General features: G+C 42.2%; 25 protein-coding genes. 8 read left to right on the plus strand and 17 right to left on the minus strand.

Annotated features, from left to right (window positions below; all coding sequences use genetic code 11):
* Positions 1-11 precede the first annotated feature (11 nt).
* Positions 12-1379, plus strand: coding sequence for a diguanylate cyclase domain-containing protein (locus AACS98_RS23305; protein WP_066384695.1), 1368 nt, complete (start codon positions 12-14; stop codon positions 1377-1379).
* A gap of 24 nt (positions 1380-1403) precedes the next feature.
* Here the strand turns inward: AACS98_RS23305 and AACS98_RS23310 are convergent, their stop codons facing one another.
* From AACS98_RS23310 to AACS98_RS23330, 5 genes are all read right to left on the minus strand, one after another.
* Complete coding sequence (locus AACS98_RS23310) at positions 1404-2210, minus strand: pentapeptide repeat-containing protein (protein ID WP_066384698.1); 807 nt, start codon at positions 2208-2210, stop codon at positions 1404-1406.
* A gap of 59 nt (positions 2211-2269) precedes the next feature.
* Entirely contained in the window at positions 2270-2911 is a 642-nt protein-coding gene (locus AACS98_RS23315) for a hypothetical protein (protein ID WP_066384701.1), read from the minus strand.
* Positions 2912-3015: 104 nt separating this feature from the next.
* The gene (locus tag AACS98_RS23320) at positions 3016-5673 is read right to left on the minus strand and encodes an EAL domain-containing protein (RefSeq protein WP_066384704.1); all 2658 of its coding nucleotides are present in this window, start codon (positions 5671-5673) and stop codon (positions 3016-3018) included.
* A gap of 662 nt (positions 5674-6335) precedes the next feature.
* Positions 6336-8117: a ShlB/FhaC/HecB family hemolysin secretion/activation protein gene (locus AACS98_RS23325; RefSeq protein WP_197480151.1), complete on the minus strand. Its 1782-nt coding sequence runs from the start codon at positions 8115-8117 to the stop codon at positions 6336-6338.
* A gap of 575 nt (positions 8118-8692) precedes the next feature.
* Positions 8693-10894 carry an HAD-IIB family hydrolase gene (locus AACS98_RS23330; protein ID WP_066384707.1) on the minus strand — a complete coding sequence of 734 codons (2202 nt, stop codon included), beginning with the start codon at positions 10892-10894 and terminating at the stop codon, positions 8693-8695.
* A 441-nt stretch (positions 10895-11335) separates the two neighbouring features.
* Here AACS98_RS23330 and AACS98_RS23335 point away from each other — a divergent pair, with 441 nt between their 5' ends.
* Both AACS98_RS23335 and AACS98_RS23340 read left to right on the plus strand, forming a co-directional pair.
* Entirely contained in the window at positions 11336-11479 is a 144-nt protein-coding gene (locus tag AACS98_RS23335; RefSeq protein WP_156481631.1) for a hypothetical protein, read from the plus strand.
* Between the two features lie 71 nt (positions 11480-11550).
* Complete coding sequence (locus tag AACS98_RS23340; protein WP_066384809.1) at positions 11551-12810, plus strand: cation:proton antiporter domain-containing protein; 1260 nt, start codon at positions 11551-11553, stop codon at positions 12808-12810.
* A 33-nt stretch (positions 12811-12843) separates the two neighbouring features.
* Here AACS98_RS23340 and AACS98_RS23345 read toward each other — a convergent pair whose 3' ends face one another.
* The 6 genes from AACS98_RS23345 to AACS98_RS23370 form a co-directional block, all read right to left on the minus strand.
* On the minus strand, positions 12844-13389 hold the full coding sequence (locus tag AACS98_RS23345) for a hypothetical protein (protein WP_232317231.1): 546 nt from the start codon (positions 13387-13389) through the stop codon (positions 12844-12846).
* A gap of 25 nt (positions 13390-13414) precedes the next feature.
* Positions 13415-14017, minus strand: coding sequence for a cytochrome c oxidase subunit 3 (locus AACS98_RS23350; RefSeq protein WP_066384712.1), 603 nt, complete (start codon positions 14015-14017; stop codon positions 13415-13417).
* 397 nt (positions 14018-14414) lie between these two features.
* Complete coding sequence (ctaD, locus tag AACS98_RS23355; protein ID WP_066384715.1) at positions 14415-16085, minus strand: cytochrome c oxidase subunit I; 1671 nt, start codon at positions 16083-16085, stop codon at positions 14415-14417.
* 14 nt (positions 16086-16099) lie between these two features.
* Positions 16100-17026 carry a cytochrome c oxidase subunit II gene (locus AACS98_RS23360; RefSeq protein ID WP_066384717.1) on the minus strand — a complete coding sequence of 309 codons (927 nt, stop codon included), beginning with the start codon at positions 17024-17026 and terminating at the stop codon, positions 16100-16102.
* A gap of 29 nt (positions 17027-17055) precedes the next feature.
* Complete coding sequence (locus AACS98_RS23365; protein ID WP_066384721.1) at positions 17056-17661, minus strand: DUF2231 domain-containing protein; 606 nt, start codon at positions 17659-17661, stop codon at positions 17056-17058.
* On the minus strand, positions 17658-18158 hold the full coding sequence (locus AACS98_RS23370) for a DUF2231 domain-containing protein (RefSeq protein WP_066384724.1): 501 nt from the start codon (positions 18156-18158) through the stop codon (positions 17658-17660). Before AACS98_RS23370 ends, AACS98_RS23365 begins: the two co-directional genes overlap by 4 nt.
* A gap of 736 nt (positions 18159-18894) precedes the next feature.
* Here AACS98_RS23370 and AACS98_RS23375 point away from each other — a divergent pair.
* The 3 genes from AACS98_RS23375 to AACS98_RS23385 all read left to right on the plus strand — a co-directional run bounded on the left by AACS98_RS23375 (position 18895) and on the right by AACS98_RS23385 (position 20934).
* Positions 18895-19500, plus strand: a complete 606-nt coding sequence (locus AACS98_RS23375; RefSeq protein WP_066384730.1) for a vWA domain-containing protein — start codon at positions 18895-18897, stop codon at positions 19498-19500.
* 265 nt (positions 19501-19765) lie between these two features.
* Positions 19766-20371, plus strand: a complete 606-nt coding sequence (locus AACS98_RS23380) for a vWA domain-containing protein (protein ID WP_066384731.1) — start codon at positions 19766-19768, stop codon at positions 20369-20371.
* A 164-nt stretch (positions 20372-20535) separates the two neighbouring features.
* Positions 20536-20934 carry a salt stress protein, Slr1339 family gene (locus AACS98_RS23385; protein WP_066384732.1) on the plus strand — a complete coding sequence of 133 codons (399 nt, stop codon included), beginning with the start codon at positions 20536-20538 and terminating at the stop codon, positions 20932-20934.
* A 76-nt stretch (positions 20935-21010) separates the two neighbouring features.
* On the opposite strand, the gene AACS98_RS23390 is transcribed toward AACS98_RS23385, so the two are convergent.
* Positions 21011-21373 carry a winged helix-turn-helix transcriptional regulator gene (locus AACS98_RS23390; protein ID WP_066384734.1) on the minus strand — a complete coding sequence of 121 codons (363 nt, stop codon included), beginning with the start codon at positions 21371-21373 and terminating at the stop codon, positions 21011-21013.
* 116 nt (positions 21374-21489) lie between these two features.
* Here AACS98_RS23390 and AACS98_RS23395 point away from each other — a divergent pair, with 116 nt between their 5' ends.
* On the plus strand, positions 21490-22113 hold the full coding sequence (locus tag AACS98_RS23395) for an FMN-dependent NADH-azoreductase (RefSeq protein ID WP_066384736.1): 624 nt from the start codon (positions 21490-21492) through the stop codon (positions 22111-22113).
* 80 nt (positions 22114-22193) lie between these two features.
* Here AACS98_RS23395 and AACS98_RS23400 read toward each other — a convergent pair whose 3' ends face one another.
* The 3 genes from AACS98_RS23400 to AACS98_RS23410 all read right to left on the minus strand — a co-directional run bounded on the left by AACS98_RS23400 (position 22194) and on the right by AACS98_RS23410 (position 24510).
* Positions 22194-23195 (minus strand): glycosyltransferase, encoded by a 1002-nt coding sequence (locus AACS98_RS23400; RefSeq protein WP_066384738.1) that lies wholly within the window; start codon positions 23193-23195, stop codon positions 22194-22196.
* 13 nt (positions 23196-23208) lie between these two features.
* Positions 23209-23871, minus strand: coding sequence for a DUF6391 domain-containing protein (locus AACS98_RS23405; RefSeq protein WP_066384740.1), 663 nt, complete (start codon positions 23869-23871; stop codon positions 23209-23211).
* A 375-nt stretch (positions 23872-24246) separates the two neighbouring features.
* Entirely contained in the window at positions 24247-24510 is a 264-nt protein-coding gene (locus AACS98_RS23410) for a helix-turn-helix domain-containing protein (protein ID WP_015139971.1), read from the minus strand.
* Between the two features lie 368 nt (positions 24511-24878).
* Here AACS98_RS23410 and AACS98_RS23415 point away from each other — a divergent pair, with 368 nt between their 5' ends.
* Positions 24879-25856, plus strand: coding sequence for a carbohydrate kinase family protein (locus tag AACS98_RS23415; protein WP_066384742.1), 978 nt, complete (start codon positions 24879-24881; stop codon positions 25854-25856).
* 113 nt (positions 25857-25969) lie between these two features.
* Here the strand turns inward: AACS98_RS23415 and AACS98_RS23420 are convergent, their stop codons facing one another.
* Together AACS98_RS23420 and AACS98_RS23425 are read right to left on the minus strand one after the other, a co-directional pair.
* Entirely contained in the window at positions 25970-26290 is a 321-nt protein-coding gene (locus AACS98_RS23420; protein WP_066384747.1) for a type II toxin-antitoxin system HicB family antitoxin, read from the minus strand.
* Entirely contained in the window at positions 26280-26576 is a 297-nt protein-coding gene (locus tag AACS98_RS23425; protein ID WP_066384749.1) for a type II toxin-antitoxin system HicA family toxin, read from the minus strand. The genes AACS98_RS23420 and AACS98_RS23425 overlap by 11 nt, the downstream gene beginning before the upstream one ends.
* Positions 26577-26706: the final 130 nt, after the last annotated feature.

Raw genomic sequence — 26706 nt, forward strand, 5'->3', positions numbered from 1 at the left:
CCTGATCAGTAATGAATCCTGAAGATAATCAAGAAAATCAAGGTAATATTCTTTTAGTAGACGACATACCCGAAAATTTACAATTATTAAGTGATTCTCTCAGCAAAGTCGGCTACACTGTTCGCAGCGTCACAAGTGGGCGAATGGCACTGAAAACAGTGAAGGTGAAGCAACCAGATATCATTCTTTTAGATATCAAGATGCCAGAAATGGATGGCTATCAAGTCTGTAGAACTCTGAAAGCGGATGAGGATTTACGCACCATTCCCATAATTTTTATTAGTGCTTTAGATGATGTTTTCGATAAAGTCACCGCCTTTGAAATAGGAGGCGTAGACTACATCACCAAACCCTTTCAAATGGAAGAAGTGGTAGCACGCATAGAAAATCAATTAACCATTCAACGTCAGCAACGGCAGCTAGAACAAGAAAATTATAAGCGCAGACAAACCGAAGAAATACTATATCAATCTAGGGCAATGCTGGCAAGCATTTTGAATAGTTCACTAGATGGTATTGCTGCTATGCAAGCAGTTCGTAACACCACAACCGGGGATATCGAGGATTTTCGTTGCTTAGTAGTCAACCCAGTCATTGCTAGAGCCTTCGGCAGTCGCCATGAAGATATGATCGGCAAATTGGTAGTTAAAAGATTCTTAGCCCGTTTAGAACCAGAACTATTTTATCAGTTTGTGAATGTTGTGGAAACAGGGCAACCTTTACAACGGGATTTTTATCATCTATCCGGCAATTCTTGTTGGTATCATTTTGTGGCAGTCAAACTAGGTGATGGTTTTGCTATTACCATACGTGATATTACTGAGCGTAAACAAATTGAACTAGCTCTGCAAGATGCAAATCAGAAACTAGAAAAACTGGCAAATATAGATGGTTTGACTCATGTAGCTAACCGTCGCTGCTTCAATGGACGAATACTAGCAGAATGGAAACGCCTGGCGAGAGAACAGCAACCTCTGTCACTGATTTTATTCGACGTTGATAAATTCAAATTGTACAACGACTACTATGGTCATCTGGCAGGGGATGATTGTTTGATTAAGATAGCACAAACAGTGCAGAAAATAGTTTATCGTCCTGCGGATTTAGTGGCGCGTTATGGTGGAGAAGAATTTGCGGTACTTCTGCCTAATACAGACTTAGCCGGAGCAATCAAAGTAGCGCAGAAGATTCAGCAAGCAGTTTATGATTTAGCTATTCCCCATGCAAAGTCTAATGTTAAGGATATCGTCACCTTGAGTTTAGGGATTGCCTCTAGTATACCTGCTTTGGATATCAAGCCAGATACACTGATCGCTGCCGCAGATAAAGCATTATACAATGCCAAACAACAGGGGCGCGATCGCTACTTCACTAATTGAAACTTGACTATTTTTTTGCCAGGTTCAATCAAGTCTCGAACCATCGGGCATAATTGCATTGTGAAAATTCACACCACTGAGATTAGCACCACTTAAGTTAGCACCTCTAAGGTTAGCACCGCTTAGATTAGCTCCTGCCAAGTTAGCATTTTTGAGATTTGTCCAACCCAAGTCAGCACCACTCAAGTCAGCTTCAGTTAAATTCACCCGAAATAAATATGCACCACTCAAATGAGCCTGATTCAGACGAGCTTTGTACAGGTTGGCTTTGTAGAGATAAGCTCCCATTAAGTCTATTCCATATAAGTTAGCCTCACTGATATCAGCCTCAATTAAGTTAGCTGCTATGAGGTTAGCAAAACTCAGGTTAGCGCGATTTAATTGTGCTGCACCCAAATCAGCCTCTCTGAAATTAGCACCACTTAAGTCAGTACCAATCAAGTTAGTCTGATTGAGAGTAGCACCCCTAAGATTCGCTTCCCTTAAGTCAGAACCAATGAGAGTAGCATGACTTAAATCAGCCTGAGTGAGAATAGCTTGACTCAAATTAGCCACACTCAAATGAGTACCACTCAGGTTAGCTTCACTCAGCTTACTTTGATGCAGATTAGCACTACTGAGGTTAGCATAACTGAGGTTGGCACGTACTAATAAAGCATGACTTAAGTCTACTTTACTTAAATTTACCCCTTGCAGGTCAGCACCTCTAAGATTATTTTGTTGCAAATTGGCAGCACTCAGGTCAGGTTCAATTTGAGGATATGTTGTTCTCCACTCAACCCATTGGACTGCACCCGCTTGTAATAACCGCAGATGCTCTACATTTGCCATTTTCTCTTTGCTCTCCTTCATTATTGTCAGATTTTTTACTCTTTGCTCCCCCTGCTCACCTACTCCTGGCGGCCAATTGGGGAATTACTCCTTCCAGCCACGTTTTCAATAGCTGCTCGCGCTCCGGCTGCACCTGCCAGAATATCTCGCTCTGCTCCTCCCAAGTACAACCTGCCAAAGCTACCGACAGCTTGCACTTCCAAAATATTAATTGCGGCGGCTTTTTCCGCTTCATTCGCCGCTAAAGCCGCATAAGCAGCCGGTTCAACTTCCAATACATACAAAGTTTGCCCTGCTAAGAGTAATTGTCCCCGGCGGGTGCGATTGATTAATTGTGTTTGGTAAGCATCGATATTACGGATAATCTGACTAGACACAACACGGGGTTTGAGACATTCCTCTCGTTTAACTCCTAATGCTGCCAAAATTGCTTGTCCGGCTGCCCGTGTTTCTCCTTGCGAGCCGGAATGAACTTCTAGTAAACCATATAATCGTTCAACTACCTGCACCCCAGGACGGACTGAGGCAGCTTTCAGGGCTATATCTGTAATCCGATTAATTTCAATTCCAGGTGAGATTTCAATCCAGAGGGATGTATCACCTGGTAAGGGCAGGAAACCTTGGGCTACTGTTCCTATATATGCTGCGTGTTGTGGTTGCAGGCTGTCGAGAAAGACGAAACTGCGTAGTTCTATTCCCAAGGCTATGCTCTCCAGTCATCAAGCTAAAGTAATATTTTGCCACTGTAACTTTACCTCACTTGTAGACCACCTGAAAACGTTCGCAGACTCAGAGCATACAGGTGTTAGTTTTTTGGCATTGGTAAAATGTGCTGTTGAGACTCAGCCTGGAGGATTTCCGTAGCTTTTTCGGCGGACAAGGCTTTATGGAACAAGAAACCCTGTACATTTTCGCAATGAATAGATTTTAAGAAATCTAGTTGTTCTTGGTTTTCTACGCCTTCGGCGGTGATTGTTAACCCTAAGCTTCTGCCTAAATTGGCGATCGCCTTCACAATATGCCTAACCTTGACATCTGTTGTCAACTGATCAATGAAGGAGCGATCAATTTTTAGCTTATGCAGTGGTAACATTTGTAACCGCGAGAGCGACGAATGACCTATACCAAAGTCATCAATGGACAGATGCACACCCATCGCCGCTAAATCATGCAATACCTTTTTGGTATATTCTATATTCTCAATGGCTGTGGTTTCCGTAATTTCTAACTCTAATAATGGCGGTGCTAACCCTGTCTCGGCTAAAATTTGCGCTACAGTTTCTACTAAGTCGGGTTGGCAAAACTGCTTAGGAGACAGATTAACTGCAATCTTCACCGGGGGTAATCCGGCTTTTTGCCAAGCTCGGTTTTGCTCACAGGCTGTCCGCAATACCCACTCCCCTATCGGGATAATTAATCCACTTTCTTCAGCAAGCGGAATAAAAACGTTAGGTGCTACTATCCCCATTTCTGGATGCTCCCAGCGTAGCAAGGCTTCCATACCGGTAATTTCTCCGGTGTGAAGATTAACTTGGGGTTGATAGTATACTGTAAATTCTTGCTTTTCTAAGGCATAGCGTAAATTTTTTTCTAACTTGAGAATATCAGGAGTTTTGGCACTCAAGGATGTCGTGTAATACTGATATTTATTTCTGCCTTCATCCTTGGCATGATACAAAGCTGTATCTGCGTGCTTGATCAAACTTTCTGCATCAGGGCTATGTTCATCTAGTAAGGCAATACCTAAGCTAGCACTGACGTAAAGTTCATGCCCTTCCAAAAAGAAAACGTTCTCAAAGGCTTTTAAGATTCTGGCGGCGACTTGGGTGACTTCTTCGAGATAATTAATGCGGGGCAGGAGGATAATAAATTCATCTCCTCCCCAACGCGCTACTGTGTCACCTGCTCTCAAAGATGCTTGCAATCTCTCGGCTACGCTGCGGAGTAAGCGATCGCCCAAGGTATGACCCAAGGTATCATTAATAATTTTAAAGCGGTCAAGATCCAGAAAAATCACAGCCAGACTTTCGTGACTCCGGACGGCGTTGGCTAAGGTTTTGGCGAGGATTTGATCAAATAATAACCGATTAGGCAATCCCGTCAGCCAATCATGAAGGGCTTGGTAACGAATCTTTGCTTCTACTTGCTGACGCTGCCAAGCACCACTGATACTAGCTGCCATTGTCAACAGTATAGATTCTTCATGGCTTGACCAAACACGCTCTTGGTGACAATCCGCTAAAGCCAAACAACCCCAAAACTGTTCTTCTAAGCGCAGTGGCACTAACAGCAGAGATTTAATGCCCTTTCGCATCAAAATTTCACGTTCGGCGGCGGGAAAATCCTTTGTCAGTCCATTAATTGACTTGCCACTGGCAAGGACATTATACCAACGTGATAAGGCGTGATACTGATCAAGTTGATTGTGCCAGTGATGCGGGCAAGTGGGTAAAGGTGAACTTGTCCATTGACATTGCAAGCTGAGTGCGATTTCTCCTGTTTGGGGGTGGGAATGATGTTTAAATAGATAAGCTCTATCTACTTGCACAGCTTCACCTAGTACAGCCAGAGCTTTTTCTAAGGCGGTATCGTAGTTCATTTCTACGAGTAAGTAATTGGCTGCTTCCGCTACTGCTTGGAGTAAGCGATCGCGTTGCCGCAATTCTGCCTCTGCTTGCTTTTGCTGAGTAATATCTCTAATAATATAAGTTCTAATTAAATCACTTTCCGCTAGATGATGGACTGATTGTTCAAAAACTTCTTGACCAAATTTTACTTCCCTGACAAAAGAACTGACTTGGCGGCTTTGCACCTCAGCAACTATTCCTTTTAATATCGGATGGTGTTGTCCTAACTCCCTCAATCTCGGAAATTTCAGGGCTGCGGCTGGATTAAAATAAGTTAAGTTTCCGTCTAAATCTGTCTCAATGATGGGATTGGGGATCATCTCAGGAAAAGATGCTAAACGAGCTAAAGCAGTCTCGCTAGCTCCTGCAAATTCCGGATCAACAACTGCCGTAGGAACAGGTTGCACAGGACTAGATTGCTCACACAGAAATGCTGACAAATCTTCAACATAAGCAGATTCACAAAAAGCTTGTTCTGACAAGTTAGAAATAGCATAGTATTTAGCCTGAGCTTGCTTCGTACCAAAGATCATCACATCTCCATGTTTGAGATCATGAGAAAAACATCTGTTGCCATTCACAAATAATCCGTTGGTACTAGCTTGTCCTTTAAAGTTACCATCGATAATCCGAAACCCATATTGCTCCGTTTTGGGAAGAGTTACCCGCAATAAAATAGCGTGTTGTCTGGATGCTGACAAGGAATGGAGAACAATAGCATTACTCTTATGCCTTCCTATAGAATATGTAGCTTCTTGTAAAGGTATGATGCGCTGCCCTTGTAAGTCTTTGACAACTAACAGGTGGCGGATTTTTTCTCGCTCTTGTTCAGGCATCAGTTCCTCTCACATTCTCATGTCTTTGGAGCTGGAGTTTCAATATCCTCATTCACTTAGTTTTAACTCCTAACGTTCATTTGTAATAAAAGGTCTTTACCTAGTGCAAGGACGATGTAGGAAGATATTTGTGTTTTACATCACTGACAATCTCCAAAAAAGATTCTTATTTGCCAGTGAGTGCTGCATTGTCAGTCTGGTTAATTGTCTCCGTTCCCCAACAAATTAGGCGAATTTAGCATTTTTAACTACTAACTTTTGGTTGACTTTTTCTGTTATACCCAGAAGTAATTCAATAGCTAAGATGATACTGAGTAGATTTGTTGATGTTGGTTAATCAACTTGAGTGATAATACGGAACCCAAAATAATTACCATAGTTAAACGCAGGGAACAGACACAATAATGTTCTGTTCCCTGTAGCTTCCCTGATGCTATAACTTTAATTACGCTTACCCAATTAGTTGTTCGCTTGCCAATCTTTATCTGCCCAAAATCCAAAATCTGATGGCATGAGATAGGGCAAAATTATCAATAAACGCTGAGGTATTCAGGCGAAAATCATCATGACACTGGGTAACAATGAGACAAAGCTATGACAAAATGTTTCATGTTTTAATATAATTAATTATAATTAATTATATTATATTTTATTTTAATACATTAAAAAGGATTGTATAATACAGAAAAATACAAACCATTCTCTTGCCATGTTTTGGCTTGGGAGTCCACAGACACCAGAGGAATACCCCAGTCAAGTCGTGCAGTCAAGCGATCGCCTTGTAACCAGCGTAAACCCAAACCCACGGCTGCTAAAGTATTAGGATCGGGATTAGTGCCAGAATTATTCCAAGCTACCCCAAAATCAACAAAAGGTATCACCTGTAACAGCCCTCTCGACTGCGACAACCGCAGCACTGGGATTTGCACTTCCGCCACCGCTAAAGCACCATTATCTGTCAAGAGAAAATCTTGGCGATAACCCCGCACACTATCTAAACCACCGACACCAAACTGTTCTAAAGGTAACAGATTGATAGTTGACAGTTGTGTATTAGCACGTAGAATCAATAAAGTTTCTGGTGCTAACAGCCGCGCCCATTGGGCTTGTCCCTGCCAGGAGAAAAAGCGACTATCAGGGGTATCATGATTAATCGTGGCATTCAACGCACCGATACCGAGATTAAATTGCGATCGCACCGCGAACACTTGGCGGTTATTGCGAGTCGTCCATTCTTGAAAAAACCGCAACGCAGATACACGCGTGCGCCCCTGTTCATCAGCACCCAAGGAAGGAAAAGCTAAACGTTCTCCTTCAATATAAGTAGCCTCACTTTCTCGCCGGGAAGCCGTTAAACCCACAGCCAATTCCTGGGTAGGAGTTTGTATCAGAGGTTGGCGAAAAGTCAACTCATAGTAACGAGATGAAGATTGAATATCGAGAATATTAAACGGCTCCTCAATCACATTACTAGATGCTGTGCCGAAGTTAAAGCTGATTGTACCATTGCGAGGATTCAAGGGTAAGGTGTAGCTAGTATCAAAGGCGTTGCTGCCGTCGGTGTTAGCATAAGCTAAACTCAAATTATCTCCCCAACCCTGTAAGTTAGCTTCTTTAACTAAGATACGACGGCGAAAACTACCCACACTCGGAGATCGACCATTATCGAAACCTATTTCACTACTAAAAGATTTCGCTTCCCTGACTTGCACTTGTAAAACACTTGTACCAGGACGTAGCCCTGCTGACAATTCAGCCGCCAGGTTATCAATCAAAGGATTGAGTTGTAGTAGTTGTAGTGCTTCTAGTAACTGATCTCGATTTAGGGGTGATGATGTCGCCACCGCTAAACGACTACGCACATAATTGGGGTTGAGTCGGCGTGTACCACTAATTTGAATATCTTCTAATTTACCTTCAACCACCTGAATTGTAATCACACCCGACTGAATTGCTTGCGGTGGGATATATGCGCCAGAAGTAATATAACCCTTGTTAACGTATAATTCAGTAATTTTCGAGCGAGCCTGAAACAGTTCGGCTAAAGTAATTGGTCTATCGGTAAACTCAGCAGTAACCTTGGCTAACTCTTCTCGACTAAATACCGTACTACCCACAACCTCAAACTTTTTCACAGTAATGGTTTGGGTAACATCCTCTGGTATTGGTTGCTGAGGTTTGACATCTGGGAAAGTTGGTGGCAGTAGTTCTGCTGGTGGTGGTAGTGGTTGGGGTGGTGGGGATTGAGGTAAAGGAGAAGGGAGGGAAGGTTGGACATCTTGGGGCGGTGGTAGTTGTTGCGATAAGCTAAAATTGTTATTTAGTCTTGATGTCTGATTAACAGTTTGGGCTGTTGACGGTTGAGAATGGATACTGCTGAGTAATGCAAATATCCCCACAGTCAACCCAGATATTGTCAGCTTGTTTAGACATTGGTACATCATGCAATTAAAGTTTTTTACAACCAATCAGTTTTAAAGGTTCAGTTTAAGATGTGAATATTATTTCATCTCTTGATTTCTTGGTGAGTAAATAGTCGGTAAAGACGCGATAAATTGCGTCTTCACAAGGTCATTAGTCAAAAGTCAACCGTCAACCGTCAACCGTCAATATTCTGGAACAGGGCAAAGTAATCAAAGAGGAGTCCATCAAGATGTGACTCTCTTGATGGACTTGATGCGCGGTTGATTGAGTTAGTAGGGTGCGTCAGGATGAATATTTTCTTGGTATAGCTAGGGTTTCTCGTACTGACGCACCCTACATTTTGGAGATTTTTTGATCTGGAAGTCCTTAAGTCTTGATGGGGGTTTAAATTCCCCATTCTACGATAAGCCGCCCATAGCTTGTCTACACCAACATCCCCTGTTCCCTGTTCCCTATCCCCTGTTCCCTGTTCCCTGTTCCCTGTTCCCTATCCCCTGTTCCCTATCCCCTGTTCCCTGTTCCCTGTTCCCTATCCCCTGTTCCCTGTTCCCTATTCCCTGTTCCCTGTTCCCTATCCCCTGTTCCCTGTTCCCTGTTAAACTAAAGCCAATTCTGGCTGAGTGGGAGACAGACTACCGAAAAAATCATAATGATCTAAAGCTTCTAAAATTCCCCAAGCATAATTGCCTTGGGCAAAGTAAATCTGGGGATAACCCCGTAATTTTTGCAGTTCTTTGCTGTAATTGCCGACAACCACACCCAAGGTATTACCAGTAAGCATTGTTTCATCATTGCCTGATGCCCCAGCTACTAAGAACCGCTTGACAGGTAAGCCCCATTTTAAGGCAATATAACGCAGTGCATCGCCCTTAGAAGCCCGAATTGGTAATAAATCCAGATACATATTATGGCTGTAAATACCTTTGACGGGAAGTTGCAAGCGACGCAAATGACGGACAATTTCTCTAAAACTTGGTGCTTGGCTAGGATCGATAAAGTAACTAATTTTAAATTTGTTTTGAGCTTCTGGTGGTTGCAATTCTACGCCGGGGATTTGTTCCATTGCATTGCGAATTGCTTGCGGTTGCCAATAGTAATTAATGTGTTTTTGCCAACTGGTATCTGTGACGATTTGCGGCCCGTAGTAGATTGCGCTACCAGTGGAAGTGATGAGTAAATCGGGCATGGGAAACCGCCATTCTTCCAACATACTCAAGGTGCTTTTGAGACTGCGACCTGTGGCAATACCTACGCCTGTGGTGTGTCCTTCGTCACGGATGCGCTCAATCAATGTTTCTAAAGCTTTGCGATCGCCTAACAGTGTATGATCAATTTCTGTCACCAAGAAGCGATCGGCTGTCGGTAGGCGGTTAGTCTTGGGTATATTCCAGTCTGGATGTTCCACACTGGGAGATGTTCCCAAGGGACTGAGCAGAGATTGGACTTTTTGTTGCGGAAATAGGCGTAATTTCTCCAAATATTGCTCTACATGACTTTCCCAAGCGAAATGTTTGCGGACATTAGTCAAACCATTATTAGACCAAGTTTGCCATTGTTTAGCATCAGTCAATGTTTTCCGCAGTGCATTCTGGATATCTTGAATATTCAGGGGATCAATTAATAGTCCATTTTGACAGGCGGCGATGATATCCCGTGGGCCGCCGTCTGAAGTGGCGACAATGGGAACACCACAAGCTGTAGCCTCAATCAAAGTTAGCCCAAATGGTTCGGTGAGGGCGGGATTGATAAACACACCTTTAGTTTTAGCTGTCAACCGATATAAATCGGGTACATCATCAGCAGTATGATGTTTAGGATAGGCAACATGACCATAAAGGTCATAGCGATCAATTAATTGCAGGATTTCTAATAATACTTGGCGTGAGCTTGATTCCATCGTGCTGATGTCATCTCGATTTCCCAAGACAATCACCAAGTTAGCCAGTTGACGCAGTTCTGGATCTTCCCCGTAAGCTTTCACCAAACGACTAACATTTTTACGAATAGCCGGGCGGGAAATAGCCGTAATCATCGGCTTGTCAGGGTTTTTGAGAAATTTCTCTAATTCCTGTTTAATTGGGGGATTTTGCCAATTATCCGGGGCTGGGTAAAAACGTTCTAAAGCCACACCCGGAGGAATTACCACCATCCTGTCTGGTTGATAACGGTCATAAATGCTGTACTGTTCTTCAACTTCTTGATGGGTACTGGCGATGACTAAAGCTGCACCACCAAGGGTGACTTCTTCAGCTTCAATACGTGTACTGATGTGAAAATTGTCTTCTATCGCTTCTTGTTTAGTGCCATGCTCTAATAGTCGTTGTAGCTTCACCCTTCCCAGGGAATGACCTGTATGTACCAGGGGTGTACCTAACCAACCAGCAACACGACTACCCACATAACCAGCATCAGCATAGTGTGTATGAATCACATTCGGGATTCTACCAACCTTGCGAATGTGTCTGAGTAATTCATCTGCAAAAGTATCTAAATGCTGCCACAGAACTTCTTTGCGGAGATAACGACGGGGGCCACAAGCCAAGCGAATAATTTGGGCTTTATCAGAAAGCACTTCTACTGGTTGCGCGTAGTCTGTGCTAACTTTTGGATCTTGTACTAAGCGAGTTACTAAGTCAACTCTGTCTACTTGTGGGTGTTTAGCTAATGTACAGGCGAGTTCTACTACATATTTTGTTTGTCCACCGGTGTCAGCATCTCGTCCTAACTCCAAATTTTGACCTCTAATCAAGCCGTGAACGCTGACTAATAAAATATACAACCCTGAGCTGTGTGACATCATGTCTTCCTCTGTAGTTGACTTTATATAGTGCTATGTTTAGGCTTCTGACACTAAATGACTGTTGAGAGTTATAGACGAAATATTTATAGGGTAGAACAACTCTACACCTTGCCAAACATCTAACGCTTTGCCAAATTTCGCATTCATTTTGTGAATGCTTTATCAGGTGCCAATCAACGTCATCGACCTAAATTAATCTTATGATTCGTTTCTTAATTGCAATAAAATTGACCTCCAGATAACAAGCAGACTCTTGTATATGTTAGCAGCAAGAGCGACATTTATGAGATTTTATAATGTCTAAATAATTGAATTTAGCTTGATAACACTATCAAACTGCGGGGGTTATGTCAAAGTTTAAAGACAAGCTGAACTATGACAAGCAAAGGGTTTAACAGCCGGCGTGGCTCATTGATTTAGAGGGTTTTTGCAGTGTTTATGAGAATATCTCAAGCCAGGAATTTATCTATCTTGAGGATGAGAAATTTAGAGAGATTATCATATTCAGTCGAGATAGAGACAGTAATTATTTTCTCCGTGGGATGGATGCGATGGGGAATGGCGATCGCCTATATCTATTGATAACTAGATGCTGTTTGGGGCAAGCCAGACAACAAGAAAAATAATATTTATTCAACTTTCGGCTATTGCAATTGAATGAACTCAATATTTTAGTCACGGCGATTGGTGCGATCGCCCTATTTCTCGGACTCCTATCTGACTATTTCCGCCGTCATTGGTGGACTAGCGATCCCTTAACAGCAATGCTATTGGGAATATTACTGAGTCCCGTTGGTTTAGGATTAGTTAATCCCAGTGGTTGGGGAATACCAACAGAGGTTGTTTTAGAACAAGCTGCCCGCTTTACACTAGCGATTGGATTAATGGGGGTAGCACTGCGTTTACCCAGAAACTATTTTCTGAATCATTGGCAGCCTTTAGCAGTGCTTCTGGGCTTGGTGATGCCTCTGATGTGGGGCATCAGTGGATTACTCGTTTATGGGATTTTAGAAATACCATTTTGGCAGGCGATGCTGGTTGGTGGAACCGTCACGCCAACTGATCCGATTGTAGCCACGGCGATCGTCACCGGCGTGGTTGCGGAAGATCATCTTCCCAACAGGCTACGACATATCATTTCTGCCGAGTCGGGGGCGAATGATGGTTTAGCTTATCCCTTTGTACTGTTGTCGATTCTGATGCTGAAGCGCGTACCCACAGATGCACTATCTCACTGGTTTATTCATGTGATTTTGTGGGAAGTTGGCGGTGCTGTCGTTTGTGGGGTAGTTTTAGGTTATTTAGCCGGTCGCCTGTTAGAATGGGCGGAACACAAACAAACAATCGAAAATTCGTCTTTTTTAGGTTATAGTATTGCCCTGTCGCTCACAGCACTAGGTACTGGTAAGTTAATAGGAACAGATGGCATTCTGGTGGTATTTGTGGCGGGAATGGCTTTTGGTAATGCGATTAGAGGTAACGAAAGAGCAGAAGAGGATAACGTTCAAGAAGCAATCAACCGCTTTTTTACCTTACCGGTTTTTATATTGTTGGGGTTGACAATTCCTTGGCAACAATGGTTAGCTTTGGGATGGGGAAATTTAGTTTTATTGGTGGTGACAATCTTACTACTACGCAGAATACCTGTGATTTTGCTACTCAATCGCTACATTCAGCCTATCAGAAATATACCAGAAGCCTTGTTTGTAGGGTGGTTTGGCCCGATTGGTGTAGCTGCCATGTTTTACGCTGGTTATTCTCTGCGAGAAACAGGAGTAGAAGAAGTTTGGTCAGTTTCCAGTTTAATGATTTGTGCTTCTATTATTGCCCAAGGCTTAAGTGCGACTCCCTTAACCAAACTCTACGGTAAATATATGAATCAAAAGCGGCAGTCTGCAACGACAAGCCGATGATGGAAAATTATTTGCAGATATTGAGATACTACCCTATAATTCCTCCCACGCTTGGCGGATACGCCGTGATTTAATTTCACCTCTAGGTGAACAAACTGGACACCCGCAAGGTTTATTGCCATGCGCCTCTGGATAATATCGCCAACCTAAAACTTGAGGTAAACTTCTAATCCGGTAAATCTCATTAGCTGCGATTTGACGGGGAATAAACACCTCGTAACCTTGAGCATTTTCAGCTTGCATAATAATTCTGGCTGCTTCTGCCACAGTGGTATGTAGATGACGCTTATTGTAGTGTCCAACGTAAACATCCTGCTCATCAGGAATCCGAAAATAAACACCACAAATACTTTTGTGTCCAGAACGCTTTAGTTCCCGCAACCACTGATGAGAAACATAGTAATTAGGAATAATCGGCATGGCAAACACACCATAAGGATAATCAAGTCTGTAGAATTTAGACTTGATTCCAGAGCGCAACACCGAATTGCGATTATTTAATGAGGTGAGGTGAACTAGCAACACCATTATTTTATTACTGTATTTAACAACATAAAAATAAGGGGATGTGATTGTCACATCCCCTTATTTATGAATAACAGATTTACTGCCAAATGTAGAGCATGATAAACAAAACAATCCAGATAACATCGACGAAGTGCCAAAACAAAGAAGTAGCATTTACGCCGAAGTGACCTGTATCGTAATTGCCAGGAATAAATGAACGCAACAGCACAATCAACTGTAACAAAATCCCGGTCAAAACGTGCAAACCGTGGAAACCAGTCAACAGGTAGAACATCCCGCCAAAAGTTCCAGAGGTAAAACCAAACTCCAGATGACTCCACTCAATGGCTTGTCCTACCAAAAAGTAGCTACCCATAGCCATTGTTGCTAATAACAAAACGCGGAATCTCCATAAATCTTCGCGTTTGAGGGCGACTTCTGCAAAGTAAATCACAAAGCTACTAGCAACCAGCACCACAGTATTAATCGCTGGTTCTGTCACTTCTAACCCGGAAACACCAGACGGTAGCCAATCAGGATTATTGAGTTTGTAGACAATATACCCAGCAAAAAAGCTTAAGAAAATCACACTTTCAGACAATAAAAAGACAATAAAACCAAACATCTTATTGCCTTCTTCGTCGTGGCCATGTTCATGGCTGACGTGGTGCAATTCATTTGCAGATAAGGAACTGTCCATAGGGGTGTAAAGGTGTAAGGGTGTAAGGGTGTAAGGGTGTGGAGGTGGGTTTTTCCATATCGTTCTACTCCTACACCTCTTTTCAATTTCATGAGACTGGGATTGAGGACTTATGTACGTGTCATCATCAAAGTCTTGTGTAGGGTGCGTCAGAAGCGATAATTGGGTAAAAAGTCACAGATTTTCAACATCTGACGCACCCTACTAATGTGCCAGTTGCATAAGTCCTGGGGTTAAAACAAGTCAACACTCATTAATCAAAGAGTCAGCAATGCAGTTATATCTTGATTTGAAGGTTTGCCAAGAAGCAATAGAGAAATAGGTAGGTGAGAGTGTAACGGTGTCAGGGTGTCAGGGAGGAATTTATATTTATTCTTTCCCCTATACCCCTACACCCCTACACCCCTACACCCTTCTCTTGTGCAACTAAAGGCTCAGATTTACCGTAACCGTAGGGTTCAGAAATCACCACGGGGATTTCTTCAAAGTTTTCTACTGGTGGGGGAGAAGATACCAACCACTCCAAACCAATCGCCCGCCAAGGGTTAGCAGGTGCTTTCTCGCCTTGCATCCAAGAAACCACCATATTGAAGATGAAGGGTAAAGTAGACATACCCAGTAAAAACGCACCCAAACTAGCCACAATATTCCAAGCTTCATACTCTGGTGCGTAGGAAGCAACTCGGCGCAACATCCCTTGTAAACCTAATGGGTGCATGGGGAAGAAGTTAAGGTTAGTACCGATGAATGCTAACCAGAAGTGAATTTGACCCCAGCCTTCAGAGTACATCCGCCCAGTCATTTTGGGGAACCAATGATAAATGGCTGCATACATCCCCATCGTTACAGTACCGTAGAGGACATAGTGGAAGTGTCCAACTACGAAGTAGGTATTGTTAACGTGAACATCCACGGGTACAGAAGAAAGCATGATGCCGACGATACCCGCAAACACAAACAGAATCAAGCCACCCAAAGCAAACAACATGGGTGTAGTCAGGCGGATTTTGCCACCCCAGATAGTTGCTACCCAAGCAAACACTTTAATCCCTGTAGGTACAGATACCAACATGGTGGTTAGCATGAACACCATCCGCATCCAAGCAGGTGTACCACTGACATACATGTGGTGTACCCAAACAATTGCACTGACCACAGCAATCAACATTGAGGACAGGGCAACTACTTTGTAGCCAAATAGGGGTTTACGGGAATAAACGGGGAAGATTTCCGAGAAAATGCCGAAGATGGGCAGAATAATCACGTAAACAGCAGGGTGGGAGTAAAACCAAAAGTAATGTTGGAACATTACCGGATTACCGCCATTGCTGGGGTTGAAAAAGCCAGTCCCAACGGTGAGGTCAAGTAGCAGCATGACTGCACCTGCTGTTAAGGCAGGTAAGCCAAACAATTGAATAATCTGCGCGCTAAATACAGCCCAAACAAACAAAGGCATCCGAAAGAAGCCCATCCCAGGCGCACGCATCTTAACAATGGTGGTAACAAAGTTGACAGCCCCCATGATGGAGGAGACACCAGAAATCGCCACTGCTAACAGCCAGATAACTTGACCATTAATTAAGTTACCTGTGGGGTTCTGCAAACTGACGGGAGGATACGCCCACCAACCAGATTGGGCAGGGCCGCCAGGGACAAAGAAGCTGGCCATTAAGAGAATTCCGACTACAGGAACCATCCAAAAGGCGGCGGCGTTGAGGCGAGGAAAGGCCATATCCCGCGCCCCAATCATCAAGGGGACGAGATAGTTAGCTAGACCAACTAAGGAGGGGAATGTCCACAAGAACAGCATCACAGTTCCGTGCATGGTGAACATTCCGTTATAAACGGTGCGGTCTACTAAGTCTGATTCGGGGGTGATGAGTTCTCCCCGCAGAATCATGGCGAAGATACCACCGACAAGAAAGAAGATGAAAGATGTAACGAGGTATTGAATACCTATCACTTTATGGTCGGTGCTGAAGCTGAAATACTCTTTCCAGCCACCGGGGGATGCGTGGTGAGGCTTCTCCACAGGGAGATTCAGCCTATCAACAGGGATATTTGTCATTGTTGATATTCCTTTTATCCGGGATAATTAACCACAGGTGCAGCAGCAGGTGCTACTGTTTCCCAGCCTGTTTTCATTGAGCGTTTAACTGCTTGCGCGAATTCAGTAGCGGCTTGGTTGTAGGCTGGTATGGGTTTGTGACTAGCAGCTTTGGTTAACCATTTGTGATAATCTTCTGGAGATTCCACAACCACGTTTGCCTCCATTGTGGCGAAGTATGTACCGCTATATTGGGAGTCGGTGAGACGATATTGACCTTCGCGGGTGGGGGTAAATTCAAAGTCGATGGTGTGGTTAGGAACGATGTCTTGTTTGAGGCGAAAAGCTGGGATATAAAAGCCGTGAAGTACGTCTTCTGAGTGTAGGGCTAAATGTACCCGGCGATCGCTTGGTAAATGCAGTTCGGTGCTAGTAATATTTTTTTCGGGATAGTGGAACACCCAAGCCCATTGTTTAGCTATGACATCAATGTTTTCGGTGGGTACGTCGGAAACTACTTGAGTTTCTTCTTCGGTTGCAGCAATAGCCGATTTCATCGCTATCGGGTTATGCAAATGTGCTAATGCACCTGCTCCTTGAATACCCATTTCTTCGTAGATTTGATAGCTATAGCCGGCAATCCAAAATACTAACAGAATGGGAATGGCTGTCCAAACTACTTCTAGGGCGATATTACCTTCAATGTGGGGGCCATCGCTCCAGTCGTCTTTGTCTGCCCGATGGAAAATTAAAGAATACATGACAATGGCAGTGACTCCCAGGAAGATAAATGCACCTAGAGTCACTAAAAAGCTGAATAAATCATCAATTAAGTGAGATTCAGCCGCAGCTTGTGGAGGCAACCAGGAGTAAGCCTGTTTACCTATCCACATACTTATAGTAGAAATGGCGATCGCACCTACTACTAAGGTCAAAATACCTAAAAACTTCCCAAATTTCATGGTCACAAATCCTACCTTCTTTGACTGGGTTACTTAAGTGCATTGTTGAGGTCTTCACCCAATCGCAGCAAGCTATCGGCGGTATTGTGTACGCCAAACTCAGCAGCTAGTTGCGCCCCTAGGGTGCCGTGGATGTACATAATGAACATGATGGCTATACCTGCTGCCAAATAGCTCCATTGCACTTGTTTATCTTCTGCTAAAGACCAAACGTAGCGTTGCCATGCTCTCCACAGAGTCATCACGGCAATTAGTCCTAAGAGGAAGACACCTCCTACCCCATGCCATAACATGGTTTGCATGGCTTGTAATCCCCAAGCACTTTTGATCTCAGGGGTTGGGGTGGCTAAAAACATTTCGTAAAACCCTGCTCCCACTGTGAAAAAGGTGATCACGGTAGAACCTACCATGTTGTACCAACCAACATCAAAGAAGTTATCCCGTTCTACAGTAATGCCCAAAAATTTGAATACCCATTTTTGGGTGGGAAACAGTACGCCGACAATATCAAAGATAATCCCAATGATAAACAAGCCTAACGTTAGGTGTACGAGGTTGGGATGAATGGGAATTGTGTAAGGTAGTCCGTTAGCTCCTAATGGAATGTTTAATTGTTCAATCAGTTCTGAGTTCATGGCACAATACCATCCTTGACAGCTTCAACAACTGGGACTGTATGCAGTCCATATACCCAAACCAGTTCATCACCGAGATATACTTGCAAACCCACAATTGCAACTAAAATTAGTCCTGCACCCAAGTAATGAAAGGGTACTTTTTGCGGGTTGCGAGAGCGGATAACATACCGCCAAGCTGTAATCGCTGCCAAAATTCCAGACAGTGACCAACCAATTAGTGTATGCAAGTTCAATACTGACTTAGCAACTTCATAGGGTTTTGCTAAACCAGCTTCAAACTGACCGAAAATAATCGCCACAAAAATGGCGACAGTAGCCACAAACATATTCCACCAGCCGACTTCATAAAGACGAGTCTTACCAGTTAAATACGCAATTAAGTCACACACGAAACTAAACAACACCATCGCAATTACGAAGTGAACAACGATGGGGTGAATCGTATCCGGGTAAGGCAAATTGTGGTCGTTCAATGATGTAAGATAATCAAGCATTCTACTCTCCTAGACATATCTGCCGCACCTCAGTAAAACTCCAATGATTGACATTCACTCACATCAAGATAGGCATTCACCCATGACCGGATTTTATTAATCAGATGTACGCGGCGCAGTCCGGTTATGCCAGTGATAGCCTGTTTGTTGCCAAATTGGGTGAGGCTATTATTTATAGTCAATGATTGAGTTTATTTCATTTGTTCATACTGATACGCTACAACAGCTATTTTTTTATTTACTTAACAAAATTGCCATTGTTTGTTGATTCGGTGAGACCTATCTATTAGCTTAAGGATTTTTTTAAGACTTGTCAAAAGAAATTATAAGAATTTTTAGAATTAATTGAAATAGCAAAAATAAGCAGTTTATAATGTATCTTCTCTAGCGGTTTTAGTATATGGCATATACAAAATTTTTAAATGTGCAGTAGCAACAATCGCCAAATATTGATTTGTGATGTGAATTACAATTGTTATTTGACTAATCATAAATATATGCAATAAAAACAATGAATAACTCTATTACTAGAATAAACCCTACTAATTAAAAATAATGTTTAGTCAAGGGTGAGCATTACTTGAAAAGTAGGGTGTGTAACAGTGCCAGATGTCACGCACCAGATAATCCTAGACCCTAGAGAGAATAAATGATTATTACAAACCCACCCGGAGCAGCTGCCGTACTTTTACTTAAGCGGTAGACTAGAAGCACAGGTAGTAATTTAAGGAACGTTATGATGAGCGATCGCGACTACACACTAATCATTGACAAAAGCGGTAGTATGTCTACCCCAGACCAAGTTGGTGGTAGAAGCAGATGGGAAATAGCCCAAGAATCTACCTTAGCTCTAGCCAGAAAGTGCGAACAATTTGACCCAGATGGCATTACAGTTTATGTATTTTCCGGCAAATTCAAACGTTATGACGACGTTACCTCCGCCAAAGTCGCCCAAATCTTTCTCGAAAATGACCCAGCCGGGACAACGAACTTAGCAGGTGTCCTGCAAGATGCACTCAATAATTACTTTCAACGCAAAGCATCTGGTAGCACTAAACCCAATGGTGAAACAATTTTAGTCATTACTGACGGTGAACCAGACGATCGCAAAGCAGTTTTTGAAGTAATTATCCAAGCTACACGCCAGATGGAGCGAGATGAAGAATTGGGTATTTCCATGATTCAAGTAGGTTCAGATGCCCAAGCTACTAAGTTTCTCAAAGCTTTAGACGACCAATTACAAGGTGTCGGTGCTAAATTCGATATTTGCGACACCATCACCTTAGAAGACTTAGAAGATATGAGTCTCGCAGATGTTTTGATGAATGCGGTTACTGATTAGTCAAAGGTCGCTGCGCTCCTAATTCAAAATTCACGCATACCCTACGGGAAGGCAAGCCTACAAAATTCAAAATTAAAGACAGTGATTGTGGGCTTGAAGCTACTACTGATTTGTTATGATTTAAAAAAATAGTGGTAGCCTGTAAGCAAAATTAATCAATTCAAAAATTTATTTTTTCTTTATTTTGAATGAGAAAGTTTTGCCTTTTGAAGTTTAAAAAGGTCAATAGTCAATAGCTATTAAGTTAATAGTCGTAACTAAAACCATGTTAGAAAATCGTGATTACACATTAATTATTGACAAAAGCGGGAGCATGGCTACCCCAGATCAAAAGGGTGGTAGAAGTAGATGGGTAGCTGCTCAAGAATCTACCTTTGCCTTGGCGAGTAAATGCGAACAACTTGACCCAGATGGCATTACTATATATGTCTTTTCTGGCAGATTTAAACGATATGAAAATGTTACTGCTGCTAAGGTAGCGCAAATTTTTCAAGAAAATGATCCTGCTGGAACAACTGATTTAGCGGCTGTACTGAAACACGCCACTGATGATTATTTTCAACGCAAAGCCTCTGGACAAACTAAACCCAACGGTGAAACAATTTTAGTGGTTACTGATGGTGAACCAGACGACCGCAAAGCGGTAATGAAAGTAATTATTGAAGCATCTCGACGGATGGATAGAGATGAAGAATTAGCCCTTTCTTTCATCCAAGTCGGTACAGATGCCCAAGCTACCCGCTTTCTCAAAGTTTTGGATGACGAACTGCAAAGTGCAGGAGCAAAATTTGATATCTGCGACACCATTACAATGGAAGATATGGAAGATTTCACCCTCTCGGAAGTGTTACTAAATGCGATTATTGATTAGCATATAGGGAGTGGGTACGGGCGGGTTTCAGGAGTAAGTTTGTGGGTAGACAAAATTCTGAACAAACCCGCCCATAGAGTAGTAGGAAATTACTTAGAGTATATCAGGGAAGTACAGGAAATTATAACTAATAACTAATAACTAATGACTAATAACTAATGACTATGGATTCTATAGACAAGCTACTAGCGCAAATCAAAGCTGAATACGATAGCGAACAACCACAAAAAGCACAACCACAACCACAGCCAAATGTGATTAAACCCTCCAGCCCACCTGTCAGCAAGTCAGCATCTTTAATTGATAATATACTCTCAGAAGTTCAAGCTGATTTTGCTGCTCAAGATGCGGCTGAGGAATTAAGAAAGCAGCAAGAAATAGAACAAGAAAGAATTCGCCAAGAACAAATCAAAGCCAAACAAAGAGAAGCTTTGCAAAAGCAAGCTAAGGATTGGTTAGCAAAATTAGAGCCATTCTCACCTGAAGGACTTTGGTTTGAAAGATTTGCGGAAAACTATCCTTCTAAACTAGAAGCAGCAATTGAATATTTACAAACCCAATAACACCAATTAACCTTTACTTAAATTAAATTTAACTATAGGAATCATATTTTATTTCTGAAAAAAACTCAGTACACCTCTATTCCCTCTTTTCTTGTTCCCTGTTCCCTTTTTGTGATAAATAATGCTTAATAGCCCATTCGTGCATCGCATAGAGAATTGGCTGTAAACTTGCGCCCAAAGGAGTTAATGAATATTCTACCTTTGGGGGGATTTGTGCGTAAACTTGTCGATGTATAATTCCATCTTCTTCTAATTCTCGTAATTGTTGGGTGAGCATTTTCTGTGTAATTCCCGGTAAGGAACGCTGCAATTCTCCAAACCTTTGTACACCTGACAATAATTCTCTGATGATTAAAACCTTCCAGCGTCCGCCAATAACTTTGAGAGTGGTTTCAACTTCACAAGTTAGCCTATCATCTTGTTTTGCTTCAGCTTTCATAGTTACTTTTTAGTGCGTACTTTTCTGATTAACTGTATATATTTTAAAATCTCTTAGGCAAGTGTTTTTACTTGACCATAAATTTTGTTGTATACCTGTATTGGGGTAATTTTTTTATGGCGAATATCCTGCACATTGATACTAGCCCTCGTGGTGAACGTTCAATTTCCCGCGCCCTGTCTTATGAATTTATTACAGGTTGGAAAGACACTCATCCTGGGGATACAGTCACTTACCGGGATTTAGGACATAATCCTGTGCCTCATGTAGACGAATCTTGGATTGCGGCTGCTTTTTCACCCCCAGAGGCACGTACACCAGAATTGAAGGAAGCACTTAAGCTGTCGGATAGCCTAATTGATGAATTTCTCGCCGCCGATCGCTATGTTTTTGGCGTACCGATGTATAATTTGAATATTCCCGCAACTTTCAAGGCTTACATCGACCAAATTGTGCGCGTTGGACGTACCTTTGCAGTTGAGGAGAATGGCTATAAAGGTTTAGTAGTTAGCAGTAAGAAAGTATTAATCATTACCTCTCGTGCTGATAACTTTTCCCCAGGAACACCCTTAGAAAGTTATGATTTTCAAGAACCCTATCTTCGCACTATTTTAGGTTTTATTGGACTGACTGATGTTACCTTTATCCACGTCCAAAACCTCCACATGGCTGATGAGGTACGTCAGAAGTCTTTAGCCGCAGCTAGGGAAGCGCTCGCTCAAGCTGTAGCCAACTGGTAAAGTTAGTAGTAAGGACTTTAGTCATGAAAAAAATAAGGACTAAAGTCCTTACTACTAACTATTGAACAATAAAACCATCACTACAAACCCTGAAAATATTTTTTACGAAATTTGCTATTTATTTTCTGGATAAATAACTTGAATAAACGCCCTCTCGTCAAACTGGGAATATTACCGGGATGATGTTGTTTGTGGTCAAAAAACTCGTTTAATTCTGCTAAAATTACTTGCAGACGCTTCATAATATTTTCATAGCGATACTCAGCAAAAAAAGCTTCAGACAAAGTTGGTGATATACCAGAGTTAATCACCTTCATAATTCTTTTAACATCATATTTTAGCGAATAACCAGCAATTTTATCACAATTAAATCCAGGGTCTAAATAATCAGAAAGTCCGCCATTGATGCTAGAAAAAACCTGACAACCGCAAGCCATAGCTTCCATTGGCTGCAACCCAAACCCTTCACTGACATTTTGTTGCGCCCAATATTCAGCCGAGTCATACAGATAAACTTTAGCTCGATTAAATAATCCAGGTAAATCCTCAACATAAGAATTAACTACCTGGACTTGACATTGTTGTTGTAAAGCGGGAATTAATTGATTTAATAAATACTCAGAAGATTTTCTAGTCTGGACTAAAACATCAATATCCCGTTCTAAATGTAAATTTTTAAATTCCGCACTAATTTCATTAGGTAAATAATAAATCAAAGAGTTGGGAGACTTTTGACCCCAGTAACCCATCGTGTTACGACTGACGGTAATGATGGGAATACTCGCGGGTAAATTGAATTTATAACCCGCACTATGAGCATGATAAACAACATGATAGGGCTGGAGTTTGGCAGCTAATTTAGCTATGTCAAATCCCCAGCTAATTACAAAAATTACATCATCTAAATTTGGTTGTTGCAGCAGGTCATCTAAAAAGAGTTTATCTGTTTCTCGTTGTTTATAAGTGACCACATCTGCACTACAAACTTGTTGAGCCAGTTTAAAGGTTTTTAACTCAGCCCATAAACCACCACAAGCAAATTTACCACCTGTTCCTGGCACTAAAAAGTAAAGTTTTCGCATTACCAATTAAAAATTAAGAATTATGCTCTCGCCAGTTTACCTTGACAAAATGCCCTTGACGACCCCAAACGTCGCGAGACATAGTGATATTTTCCACTGTGAGATTAAAGGGAATGGCGGTGGTCACGTATCGCTGGGCTATTGTACCTAAATCTGGTGCTATTTCAGCTGCGGTAGTTGCTGCTAACCCCAAGCCGATTAATTGCTCAACCGGGCGGAATGGTAACATCACAGTTACACCCATTGCTAGCCCTGCCGTTAATAACATGGCGACTGATAAATTGGTACCGCAACGGGGATGTACAGCTAAATCCCATTCGCCGTGAGTGAGACGGTGGAGAGCCAGGTTAACGGCTCGGCGTAAATCGCTGATATTCACTTCACCATAGAGGTAAAATCCCTGATCTGTGGACAAACCACCCAGCATTTCGTTATCCAGTTGAATTTTGCTTGGTCTAACTCTGGAAGATTGAATATTTCTAGTTTCACTCAAAACCCAAACTGTGGCGTGTTCAAGGGCGTGAACTTGGCGCAGCATTAAAATTTCTTTCAACCCAGGGACAAAAGATAGCTGTTTGAGTAAATCAGCGTCTTGTGTGGGTTGGGGTGTTGTTAAGTCAAGATTAAAAAAGTTAAAAGGGGAGAAGTTATCAATAAAAGCAGCAGAGGTATTCATATAAACACTGCATCCCAAGCTGATAGAGCAATATAGATTTCTTACCAATGTAACGTTTGAAGCCTGGGATTGTTGCTAATTTTTGTTTATTGCCACAGGAACAGAAAAAATTTAGGTGTTTGTGTGTGAAATTTGTCGTTGATACAGTTTTGGATAAACTGTATCAACGGGGAAAATAGCAACCCACGATAACTAAACAGTCAAGTGCTGCTTTCTGCTTGATTTTGACGTTGGTAAGATTTGCGCTAGAGGTTCACCATGAAAAAAGCGTGAGGAGAAAACAATGAGTAAACCGTCAAAATTAGCCGTGTTGTGTTGCATTCCAGAAAAAATTAACAGCCACGCGCAACGCACTAAATAGCGTCTGCAAGCGGTTTATTCGTTCTGGTTAGGTAGAGGACAACAATTAACATCATTCAAGCAGACTTTACCCCACTGTAAAGCCCAGCGAACAAGAGCCACACGGTTTTCCGTTCGGGTCTTGTCCAGAATGTTGCTGATGTGGTTATCAACGGTGCGCTTGCTAATTTCCAGTTTCGCTGCAATTTCTTGGTTAGTTAAGCCAGCGGCCACTAAGTCGATAATTTGCAGTTCTCTGTCTGACAGACTAACAGGGGTCTGAGACTCGCCACCAGCCATGAGTTATTCTATCCTCCGTTGGTATATGTACTTATCGCTTTCTTAATTCTACAAAGATTCTTCTGTCTGTAGGGATTTCAAGTGTTAACTGCTATACGATTGAGCAAATTTTTTTTCTTTTTTCAACGGATAGAAATTTGATAAATTCCTATAAAAGGTATTAAGTTAAACTAGCTAATGCGATAAATTACTTAAACAATGGAACTGTTAAATGCTGATAAATTGAGAATTTCCCTTGATTATAAGTAGCAAAATTTACTCAAAACTGGCAGGATTTAGATCCCCGACTTCTCAAAGAAGTCGGGGATCTGAGGTTATGTGAAAAATTTAAAATGAGATGAGCAATCCCTGTGAAGACTAAAAATGAGATGAGTAATCCCCGTGTTTTGTGTCTCGGTGAAATTTTATTCGATTGTTTAGCTGACCAGTTAGGGCTGAAGCTGGAAGAGGTGAAGTCTTGGACTCCCTACCCAGGGGGCGCACCTGCTAATGTTGCTTGTGCTTTGGTGAAGTTGGGAACTCCGGCTGGGTTTATTGGCGCGGTGGGGGAAGACGAACCAGGCGATGAACTGGTGAAGCTATTACAAGAAGTAGGTGTAGATACAACGGGTGTACAACGTCATCCTACTGCGCCCACGCGCCAAGTTTATGTAGTGCGGGATCTGGCAGGCGATCGCAATTTTGCTGGCTTTGGGCAGTATGATACTTCTGAGTTTGCTGATACTCGTCTGCAAGCCAAGCAGCTACCAGAGTCTCTGTTTCGAGATGCCGATTTTTTGGTTTTGGGGACTTTGGAATTAGCTTACCCTGACAGCGAAAAGGCGACTCATCGCGCTTTGGAACTGGCTGAACAGTATGATTTGAAGATTGTGCTAGATGTGAACTGGCGACCAGTTTTTTGGCAAGATGAAAATATTGCTCGCCAAAAAATTCAGGAAATCTTTAAGCGAGTCGATTTTGTCAAACTCTCGAAGGAAGAGGCTGAATGGCTTTTTGATACCGCAGACCCCGGTGCTATCACTTACCGTTTAGGTTCAGTTGACGGGGTTTTGGTGACTGATGGTGAACATGGCTGTGCCTATTGTTTGGGTGAGAATGAAGGTAAGTTACCTGCTTTTGCTGTGGATGTGGCTGATACCACTGGTGCAGGAGATAGCTTTTTAGCAGGGTTCATTCATCAACTCAGTCAACAAGGTATCCACAACTTGAAGGATGCTGACACCGCCAAAGGCATGATTACTTATGCTAGTGCAGTTGGGGCTTTGACTACTATTAAACCAGGTGCGATCGCTTCTCAACCCACCCCGGCTGAAGTTGAATCTTTTCTCGCTTCCCAGCAAATTTAATCAGTAACGCACTCTGCTAGAGTATCAGCGACAATTGGCTGATACTCTCGGCTAGAAAATGGCTGAAATTCTATCTTTCCATTGCTCAATATTGTTTTTGAGAGCAACTTAGATTAACTAGCATAGCTACTTAAACATTTTTCTATCCAAGAATTCAGGCTTTGACCTTCTTTTTTTGCTTTGATGGCAATTGTTTTATGTAACTCTGGGTTAATTCTGAGGATAAATTTACCTGAAAATGGCTTTTCAGGTTCTTCGCCACGTTCTTGACAAAATTCTAAATAATCATCAACTGAGTCATAAAATGCTTGTTTTAACTCTTTTACGCTGTCACCTTGAAATGTAATCACATCTCGAATGTTAATTATTTCGCCGTGAAAAATTTCTGCTTCCTCGTCAAATTCAACGACAGCTTCATATCCTTTATATTTCATTGTCGCCGAGTCCTCCTGTGTCTTGGTCTTCTTTAACTCTGGCTTCTGTTAAAAAACGCCGCATCGATTTAACAGCACCTTTATCAGTTTCTTTTTCTGGGTGTGGTCTGTGAAAAGTTGCTCTGACACCATTAAGAGCTATTCTCACTCTTGAACCCCTTCCTTCTGACACTTCTGCACCCAGCGCAATTAGCATGGACTCAATATCACTCCAAGCAATATTTGATCTAACGGGATTTTCAAAAATATCATCAAGTGTTTTTTGATGTTTGCTGTTCAGTTCCATTATATAGTATCACTGCATGATACTATTAATTAGCACATTTCTGTCAACAAGGTATCCACAGTTTGAAGGATGCTGACACCGCCAAAGGCATGATTACTTATGCTAGTGCAGTTGGGGCTTTGACTACTAT

The organism is Anabaena sp. CA = ATCC 33047 (assembly GCF_963870205.1).
Classification (GTDB): domain Bacteria; phylum Cyanobacteriota; class Cyanobacteriia; order Cyanobacteriales; family Nostocaceae; genus Trichormus.

Excerpts from the sequence above, each read along its gene's own strand:
- AACS98_RS23305 (WP_066384695.1), top strand. The coding sequence starts at position 12 with ATGAATCCTGAAGATAATCAAGAAAATCAAGGTAATATTCTTTTAGTA.
- AACS98_RS23310 (WP_066384698.1), bottom strand. The coding sequence starts at position 2,210 with ATGGCAAATGTAGAGCATCTGCGGTTATTACAAGCGGGTGCAGTCCAA.
- AACS98_RS23320 (WP_066384704.1), bottom strand. The coding sequence starts at position 5,673 with ATGCCTGAACAAGAGCGAGAAAAAATCCGCCACCTGTTAGTTGTCAAA.
- AACS98_RS23325 (WP_197480151.1), bottom strand. The coding sequence starts at position 8,117 with ATGATGTACCAATGTCTAAACAAGCTGACAATATCTGGGTTGACTGTG.
- AACS98_RS23330 (WP_066384707.1), bottom strand. The coding sequence starts at position 10,894 with ATGTCACACAGCTCAGGGTTGTATATTTTATTAGTCAGCGTTCACGGC.
- AACS98_RS23335 (WP_156481631.1), top strand. The coding sequence starts at position 11,336 with ATGAGAATATCTCAAGCCAGGAATTTATCTATCTTGAGGATGAGAAAT.
- AACS98_RS23350 (WP_066384712.1), bottom strand. The coding sequence starts at position 14,017 with ATGGACAGTTCCTTATCTGCAAATGAATTGCACCACGTCAGCCATGAA.
- ctaD (WP_066384715.1), bottom strand. The coding sequence starts at position 16,085 with ATGACAAATATCCCTGTTGATAGGCTGAATCTCCCTGTGGAGAAGCCT.
- AACS98_RS23360 (WP_066384717.1), bottom strand. The coding sequence starts at position 17,026 with ATGAAATTTGGGAAGTTTTTAGGTATTTTGACCTTAGTAGTAGGTGCG.
- AACS98_RS23365 (WP_066384721.1), bottom strand. The coding sequence starts at position 17,661 with ATGAACTCAGAACTGATTGAACAATTAAACATTCCATTAGGAGCTAAC.
- AACS98_RS23370 (WP_066384724.1), bottom strand. The coding sequence starts at position 18,158 with ATGCTTGATTATCTTACATCATTGAACGACCACAATTTGCCTTACCCG.
- AACS98_RS23375 (WP_066384730.1), top strand. The coding sequence starts at position 18,895 with ATGATGAGCGATCGCGACTACACACTAATCATTGACAAAAGCGGTAGT.
- AACS98_RS23380 (WP_066384731.1), top strand. The coding sequence starts at position 19,766 with ATGTTAGAAAATCGTGATTACACATTAATTATTGACAAAAGCGGGAGC.
- AACS98_RS23385 (WP_066384732.1), top strand. The coding sequence starts at position 20,536 with ATGGATTCTATAGACAAGCTACTAGCGCAAATCAAAGCTGAATACGAT.
- AACS98_RS23390 (WP_066384734.1), bottom strand. The coding sequence starts at position 21,373 with ATGAAAGCTGAAGCAAAACAAGATGATAGGCTAACTTGTGAAGTTGAA.
- AACS98_RS23395 (WP_066384736.1), top strand. The coding sequence starts at position 21,490 with ATGGCGAATATCCTGCACATTGATACTAGCCCTCGTGGTGAACGTTCA.
- AACS98_RS23400 (WP_066384738.1), bottom strand. The coding sequence starts at position 23,195 with ATGCGAAAACTTTACTTTTTAGTGCCAGGAACAGGTGGTAAATTTGCT.
- AACS98_RS23405 (WP_066384740.1), bottom strand. The coding sequence starts at position 23,871 with ATGAATACCTCTGCTGCTTTTATTGATAACTTCTCCCCTTTTAACTTT.
- AACS98_RS23410 (WP_015139971.1), bottom strand. The coding sequence starts at position 24,510 with ATGGCTGGTGGCGAGTCTCAGACCCCTGTTAGTCTGTCAGACAGAGAA.
- AACS98_RS23415 (WP_066384742.1), top strand. The coding sequence starts at position 24,879 with ATGAGTAATCCCCGTGTTTTGTGTCTCGGTGAAATTTTATTCGATTGT.
- AACS98_RS23420 (WP_066384747.1), bottom strand. The coding sequence starts at position 26,290 with ATGAAATATAAAGGATATGAAGCTGTCGTTGAATTTGACGAGGAAGCA.
- AACS98_RS23425 (WP_066384749.1), bottom strand. The coding sequence starts at position 26,576 with ATGGAACTGAACAGCAAACATCAAAAAACACTTGATGATATTTTTGAA.